General features: G+C 75.5%; 7 protein-coding genes. 3 read left to right on the top strand and 4 right to left on the bottom strand.

All coding sequences use genetic code 11. The features are described from left to right. Nucleotides 1-2: 2 nt before the first annotated feature. Together N866_RS15245 and N866_RS15240 are read right to left on the bottom strand one after the other, a co-directional pair. Nucleotides 3-563 (bottom strand): DUF1003 domain-containing protein, encoded by a 561-nt coding sequence (locus N866_RS15245; RefSeq protein ID WP_034227916.1) that lies wholly within the window; start codon nucleotides 561-563, stop codon nucleotides 3-5. After that, nucleotides 556-1,878, bottom strand: a complete 1,323-nt coding sequence (locus tag N866_RS15240) for a magnesium transporter MgtE N-terminal domain-containing protein (protein WP_081802696.1) — start codon at nucleotides 1,876-1,878, stop codon at nucleotides 556-558. The genes N866_RS15245 and N866_RS15240 overlap by 8 nt, the downstream gene beginning before the upstream one ends. Nucleotides 1,879-2,044: 166 nt before the next feature. On the opposite strand from N866_RS15240, the gene N866_RS15235 reads away from it, so the two are divergent. Continuing rightward, on the top strand, nucleotides 2,045-2,677 hold the full coding sequence (locus tag N866_RS15235; RefSeq protein WP_052023123.1) for a YflT domain-containing protein: 633 nt from the start codon (nucleotides 2,045-2,047) through the stop codon (nucleotides 2,675-2,677). Nucleotides 2,678-2,683: 6 nt separating this feature from the next. Here N866_RS15235 and N866_RS15230 read toward each other — a convergent pair whose 3' ends face one another. Beyond that, nucleotides 2,684-4,291, bottom strand: a complete 1,608-nt coding sequence (locus N866_RS15230; protein ID WP_081802695.1) for an aminopeptidase P family protein — start codon at nucleotides 4,289-4,291, stop codon at nucleotides 2,684-2,686. 68 nt (nucleotides 4,292-4,359) lie between these two features. On the opposite strand from N866_RS15230, the gene N866_RS15225 reads away from it, so the two are divergent. Both N866_RS15225 and N866_RS15220 read left to right on the top strand, forming a co-directional pair. After that, nucleotides 4,360-5,202 carry a PHP domain-containing protein gene (locus tag N866_RS15225; protein WP_034227918.1) on the top strand — a complete coding sequence of 281 codons (843 nt, stop codon included), beginning with the start codon at nucleotides 4,360-4,362 and terminating at the stop codon, nucleotides 5,200-5,202. Beyond that, nucleotides 5,199-5,822, top strand: coding sequence for a MarC family protein (locus tag N866_RS15220; RefSeq protein WP_034227917.1), 624 nt, complete (start codon nucleotides 5,199-5,201; stop codon nucleotides 5,820-5,822). Before N866_RS15225 ends, N866_RS15220 begins: the two co-directional genes overlap by 4 nt. On the opposite strand, the gene N866_RS15215 is transcribed toward N866_RS15220, so the two are convergent. Then, nucleotides 5,806-6,438, bottom strand: a complete 633-nt coding sequence (locus N866_RS15215) for a hypothetical protein (protein WP_034227915.1) — start codon at nucleotides 6,436-6,438, stop codon at nucleotides 5,806-5,808. The genes N866_RS15220 and N866_RS15215 overlap by 17 nt on opposite strands. Between the last annotated feature and the right edge of the window lie 300 nt (nucleotides 6,439-6,738).

Raw genomic sequence — 6,738 nt, 5'->3', positions numbered from 1 at the left:
GGTCAGCCGCGCGGTCGCGCGCCGCCGTCGGGCAGGGCGGCCGGGGCGTCGTCGTCGGGGTCCGCCCGCTCGGCCTCCCGCTCCGCGGCGCGCGCCTCCTCGATCTCCTCCAGGAGGTTGCGCAGCTCGGACCGGACGAAGTCGCGCGTCGCGACCTCGCCGAGGGCGATGCGCAGCGAGGCCATCTCCCGCGCCAGGAACTCCGTGTCCGCCAGGGACCGCTCGGCGCGGCTGCGGTCCTGCTCGGCGCCGACGCGGTCGCGGTCGGCCTGCCGGTTCTGCGCGAGCAGGATGAGCGGCGCGGCGTAGGAGGCCTGGAGCGAGAGCATGAGCGTGAGGGCGGTGAAGCCGAACTCCGCGCTGTCGAACCGCAGCCGCTCCGGGCCCCAGCTGTTCCACACGAGCCAGGCGGCGCAGAAGAGCGTCAGGTACAGCAGGAACCGGGGCGTGCCGAGGAAGCGGGCGATCCCCTCGGAGACCCGGCCGACGGCGTCGTCACCCAGCTGGGGGCGGGAGAAGAACGTCCGGCGCACCTCGCGCGGCTGGTCCAGGCGGTCAGCCACCGGCGGCCTCCCGCTCGGCGTGGATCCGGTCCTGCTCGGCCTGCGCGGCGGCGATGGCCGCGTCCGTCTCCTCCTCCTCGGCCTCGCGCCAGTCCGGCGGCAGGAGGTGGTCGAGGACGTCGTCGACGCTGACCGCGCCCAGGAGCCGCCGCTCGGCGTCCAGGACCGGCAGCGCGAGGAGGTTGTACTGGGCGAGGAGGCGCGTCAGGGTGCCGAGCCCGGCGTCCGGCGCGACCCACTCGATCTCCGCGTCGAGCAGGCCGCCGATCGACTCCGACGGCGGCTCGCGCAGCAGCCGCTGGAAGTGCACGACGCCGAGGAAGCGGCCCGTCGGCGTCTCCAGGGGAGGGCGGCAGACGAAGACCATCGAGGCCAGGGCCGGGGTGATGTCCTGCCGGCGCATGTGCGCCAGGGCGGCCGCGACGGAGGTCTCCGGGCCGAGCACGATGGGCTCGGTGGTCATCAGACCACCGGCCGTGTCCTCGCGGTAGGCGAGGAGCCGGCGCACGTCCCGCGCCTCGTCCGGCTCCATGAGCTCGAGGAGCTCCGCCGCCTGCTCGACCGGGAGCTCGCTGAGGAGGTCCGCGGCGTCGTCGGGCTGCATGGCGTCCAGGACGTCGGCGGCACGCTCGACGCCGAGGCCGGAGAGGATCGCGACCTGGTCGTCCTCCGGGAGCTCCTCGAGGACGTCCGCGAGTCGCTCGTTGGGCAGCGCGGCGGCGACCTCGACCATCCGCGCGTCGCCGAGGTCGTGCAGCACGTCGGCGAGGTCGGCGGGCTTGGAGTCCTCGTAGGAGGCCAGCAGGAGCTCCGCACCCTGCTGCTTGGTGCCGGCCGCGAGGCTCCGCACGTCCCGCGTCTCGACCAGCACGGTCTCACCGCGCCGCCGCAGCCCGAGCCCGGCCTTGCCCGGCTTCTCACGCCGCACGAACAGCTTGGTGACCAGCCAGTCGCGGTTGCGCTGCTGCTCCATGCCGACGTCCACGACCGTGGCCGCCCCGGAGCCGTCGAGGAGCTCGACGTGCCGGTCGAGCAGCTCGCCGATCGCCAGCGTCTCGGACGCCCGCTGCTCGAAGCGCCGCATGTTGACCAGCCCGGTGCTGATGACCGCACCGGCGTCCATGCTCGTCACCCGCGTGAGGGGCAGGAACACCCGGCGGCGGCCGGGGACCTCCACGACGAGCCCGACGGCGCGCGGCGCGCCCTGGGCCCGCAGGAGCACGACGACGTCGCGCACCCGGCCGACCTGGTCGCCCAGAGGGTCGAACACCGTGGTCCCGGCCAGGCGCGCGGCGAAGACCCGCGTCGCGCTCACGGCGTCAGCGTAGTCGCGCACCCCGGTCCCGCCCGCTGGTGATCACGGTGTGGCTCGCACGGACCTGGGCCGACGGGGGGCCGACGGGGGGCCGACGGGGGGCCGACGGGGGGCCGACGGGGGCACGGACCTGGCCCGCGATCATGCGACAGGGGAGAATCACCCCATGAGCCTCATCCGCAGCACCCGACCGCCGGCCGTGCCCACACCCCCGCGCGGTGAGCAGATCGCGGCCTACGACACCTACCTGGCCGCGCAGAAGGCCGTCGACCACCTGTCGGACAAGGAGTTCCCCGTCCAGCACGTGACGATCGTCGGCACCGACCTGCGCATGGTCGAGCGGGTCACCGGCCGCCTGACGTACTCCCGCGTGGCCCTGGCCGGCCTGGCCTCCGGTGCATGGTTCGGGCTCTTCGTGGGGATCCTGCTGTCGTTCTTCGCCTCCCCGACCGGTGGCGGCTCGATCATCTTCCCCGCGATCGCCATCGGCGCCGCGTTCGGGATCCTCTTCTCGGTGATCTCCTACGCCTTCACCGGCGGCAAGCGCGACTTCACCTCCGCCAGCCAGATCGTCGCCTCGCAGTACGCGGTGCTGTGCGAGTCCGAGCACGCCCACAAGGCCCGGGGCCTCCTCGCCGAGCTGGGCGGCGGCCGTCCGTGGCCGCCGGCTGCGACCCCTGCGGCGCCCCCGACGCCGCCCCAGCACCAGCAGCCGACCCAGCCGGGCGCGTCGACCCAGCCTCAGGCGCCGACCCCGCCCCCGCCGCCTGCCGAGCCGCCGGGCGACGCGCGCGGCTGACGGACGTCAGCGGCCCAGCAGGCCGGCCATCCACGCCTCGACGTCCTCGGGTCGCCGGGGCAGGGCGGCGCTGAGGTTCTCGTGCCCGTCGGCGGTCACGAGGACGTCGTCCTCGATGCGCACGCCGATGCCCCGGTACTCCTCGGGGACCGCGAGGTCGTCGGACTTGAAGTAGAGGCCCGGTTCGATGGTGAAGACCATCCCGGGCTCCAGCACGGCGTCGAGGTACATCTCGCGGCGTGCCTGCGCGCAGTCGTGGACGTCGAGGCCGAGGTGGTGGCTCGTGCCGTGGACCATCCACCGGCGGTGGAACTGGCCCTCCGGCTCGAGCGACTCCTCGGCGGTGCCGGGCAGCAGCCCCCACTCGGCCAGCCGCGCGGCGATGATCTCCATCGCGGCGGCGTGCAGGTCACGGAAGCGGGTGCCGGGGCGGGCGACCGCGAAGGCGGCGTCGGCCGCGTCGAGGACCGCCTGGTAGACGCGGCGCTGGACGTCGGTGAACGTGCCGTCGACGGGGAGCGTGCGTGTCACGTCGGCCGTGTAGAGGGAGTCCACCTCGACGCCCGCGTCGACGAGGACCAGCTCGCCCTGGCGCACCTGGCCGTCGTTGCGGGTCCAGTGCAGCGTCGTGGCGTGGTCGCCGGACGCCGCGATCGTCTCGTACCCGACGGCGTTGCCCTCCTCCCGCGCGTGCCCGTCGAAGCTCGACTCGATGACCCGCTCCCCCCGGCGGTGCTCGACGGCCCGGGGGAGGTTGCGGACGATCCGCTCGAAGCCCGCGACCGTCGCCGCGACGGCCCGCCGCATCTCCTCGACCTCGTGCTCGTCCTTCACCAGGCGCAGCTCGGACAGCGCCTCGGCGAGCTCGGCGTCGGCCGCCTCCCGCTCCTCGGTGGAGAGGGTGCCGTCCCGCGCCGCGTCGACCAGCGCCGCGACGGCGTCGTCGGCACCGGGCACGACGCGCACCCGCACGCCCGCCTCGCCGACGTCCTTGGCGAGCGCGTCGGCGAGCTCGGCCAGCGCCGCGGTGCGCACGCCGGTGAGCGCCGCGAGGTCCTCCAGCGTCGGCCGGGCGCCGACCCAGAACTCGCCGTACCGGGCGTCGGCGAAGAACTCCTCGGTGTCCCGTCCCGCGAGCGGCCGGAAGTAGAGGACCGCCTCGTGGCCGCCGTCGTCGGTGGGGTGCAGCACGAGCACGGCGTCGGGCTCCTGGTCCGTGCCCAGGCCGGTGAGGTGCGCGAACGCGGAGTGCGGGCGGAAGCGATAGTCCGTGTCGTTGGACCGCGTCTTCAGCGGGCCCGCCGGCAGCACCAGGCGCTCGCCCGGGAACAGCTCGCTGATGCGGGCGCGGCGCGCCGCCGCGTACCCGGCCGCGGGCAGCGGGTCCGGGGTGCCCGCGGGACGGTCGGCCCAGCGCTCCGCGATGAAGCTCCGGAAGGCCGCCGACGTCGGCCGCTGGGACCGGTTGGAGCAGCGGTCGGCCAGGGCCTGGTCCTTCGGGGAGGTCTCCGGGGCGCCGTCGGCGGCGGTCACGGGGGAGGGGGTGACGGCGGTGCTCTCGGCGCCCGGGGTCGCGGCGTCGGGGGTCCCCGGGGTGGGCGTGCTCTCGGTCATGCGCCCCATCGTCGCACCGTCCGCCGACGTCGTCGGCGCGGTGTGCTGCGGCCGTACCCTGGGTGACCGTGCGCATCGACCTCCACACCCACTCGACGGTCTCGGACGGGACCGACGCGCCGGGTGAGGTCGTCGCCCGGGCGGCCGAGGCGGGCCTGGACGTCGTCGCACTCACCGACCACGACTCGACCGCCGGCTGGGCCGAGGCGTCCGCCGCGGCCCGGGCCCACGGGATCGTCCTCGTGCCGGGCATGGAGGTCTCGTGCCGGGCGGGCGGGGTGAGCGTGCACCTGCTCAGCTACCTGCACGACCCCGCCGACGCCGCCCTCCTGGCCGAGCTGGAGGAGACGCGCGACTCGCGCCTGCACCGGGCGCACCGCATGGTCGAGCTGCTCGCGCGCGACCTCCCGATCACCTGGGCCGACGTCGAGGCGCAGACGGAGCCCGGCACCACCGTGGGTCGCCCGCACGTCGCGGACGCCCTCGTCGCGCTGGGTCACGTGCCGGACCGCTCGGCGGCGTTCGAGTCGCTGCTCGCCACCGGCTCCCCGTACTACGTGCCCCACCACGCCCCGGACGCGGTGACCGCGGTGCGGCTCGTGCGGGCCGCCGGCGGGGTCCCGGTGATGGCGCACCCGGCGGCGTCGGTCCGCGGCGCGACCGTCGACGACGCGACGATCCGCCGGATGGTCGACGCGGGGCTGGCCGGCCTCGAGGTGCACCACCGCGACCACACGCGGTCCCAGACGGAGCACCTCCTGGACCTGGCAGACTCGCTCGGGCTCCTCGTGACCGGTTCGAGCGACTACCACGGCGCGGGCAAGCCCAACCTCCTCGGCGAGCGCACGACCGCGCCCGAGGTGCTCGAGCGGATCATGGAACAGGGACGGTGGCCGGTGGTGGGTCGGTGAGCGACATCCTCGACGCGAGGATGCTCGCTGAGGTCTTCGTGACCCTCTTCGTGATCATGGACCCGCCCGGGACGGTGCCGATCTTCCTCGGGCTGACGGGCGCCATGACGGGCCGGCAGCGCAACCGCGCCGCCCGCCAGGCGATCCTCGTCGCGTTCGGCGTCATCGTGAGCTTCGCGCTGTTCGGCCAGCAGCTCCTGTCCTACATGCACATCTCGCTCCCGGCGCTCCAGGCCTCCGGCGGCCTGCTCCTGCTGCTCGTCGCGATGGAGCTGCTCACCGGGAAGATGGAGTCGAGCGCGCAGCCCTCCGGTGCCACGGGCGTCAACGTGGCGCTCGTGCCGCTGGGCACGCCCCTGCTCGCCGGTCCGGGCGCGATCGTGGCGACCATGGTGTTCGTGCAGCGCGCGGAGAACGTCGCCGACTGGGTCGCCATCGCGCTCGGCATCGTCGGGGTGCACGTGTGCCTGTGGCTGTCGATGCGCTTCGCCAACGTCATCCACAGGGTCCTCAAGGACAGCGGGACGATCCTCATCAGCCGGATCGCCGGCCTGCTCCTCGCCGCGATCGCGGTCCAGCTCGTCGCCGACGCGGTGCGCGCCTTCATCCAGGCCGGCTGACCGCCTCGACCGCCGTCGTCGTCGTCGGCGGCCGGACGCCGAGGCCCCGGGCCCCGCGCGCCGCGAGCCGCGTCACGACGTCCGGGTCCCCCCGGCGCCAGCCCGCGACGTCGTCGTCGGTGAGGGAGCGCAGGGGCGCGTGCGCCAGCGTGCGCAGGGCCAGGAGGTCCCGCCCCGCGGGGGTCGCCACGAGCCGGCGCCCGACGGCGACGCGGCGCACCTGCCGCCACCGGTGCACCACCCAGCCCACGACGACGACGAGGATCGGCCACGCCGCGACGGCCAGCGCCGTGAGGAGTGCCGCGCGGGCGACGCCGTCCTGCACGGCGGTCCCCGCGGCGGCGAGGGAGGCCGCGGCGTCGCCGGCGCTCTCGAACGGGACCTGCAGGTCGTCGCCGACCAGGGGCGTGCGGGCGACCTCGCGGCCCGCCGACCGCAGGCCGTCCTCGAGGGAGCGGCCCGCGTCCTCGATCGTCCGGCCGGGGGCGGCGAGCCGGCTGACCTGCTCGTGCACCGCGCGTCCGACCGCGACCCAGAGGGCGACCCACAGGACGACGAGGACGTCCCCGACGACCTGTCGCACCCGGAGCGCCGGGACGTCCGCGTAGAGGCCCATACCTGCATGCTGCCCGGGTGCGGCGGGTGCCGCCCGCTCGGGGCGTCCGGGGGGAGGCGCACGGACGGGCCGGTGCTCCGGGAGCACCGGCCCGTCGTGGGTGAAGGATCAGGCCTCGGTGGTGGCCGTCACTCCGTCGGGGCGCCGGAGCGCGTGCGACGACGGCTGCGACGACGGCGCGGCCGGTCACCCGCCTCGCCGCCCTCGTCGCCGGCGGGAACGGTGGAGGCGGGAGCGCTCGAGACGGACGCCGGAGCGGCGTCGTCGGTCGCGCCGGCAGGCCGTCGCGACCGGCCGCGG

The sequence above is a fragment of the Actinotalea ferrariae CF5-4 genome (genome assembly GCF_000603945.1).
In the GTDB taxonomy this organism is placed as follows: domain Bacteria; phylum Actinomycetota; class Actinomycetes; order Actinomycetales; family Cellulomonadaceae; genus Actinotalea; species Actinotalea ferrariae.
This window is presented reverse-complemented; position numbering and strand designations above follow the sequence as displayed.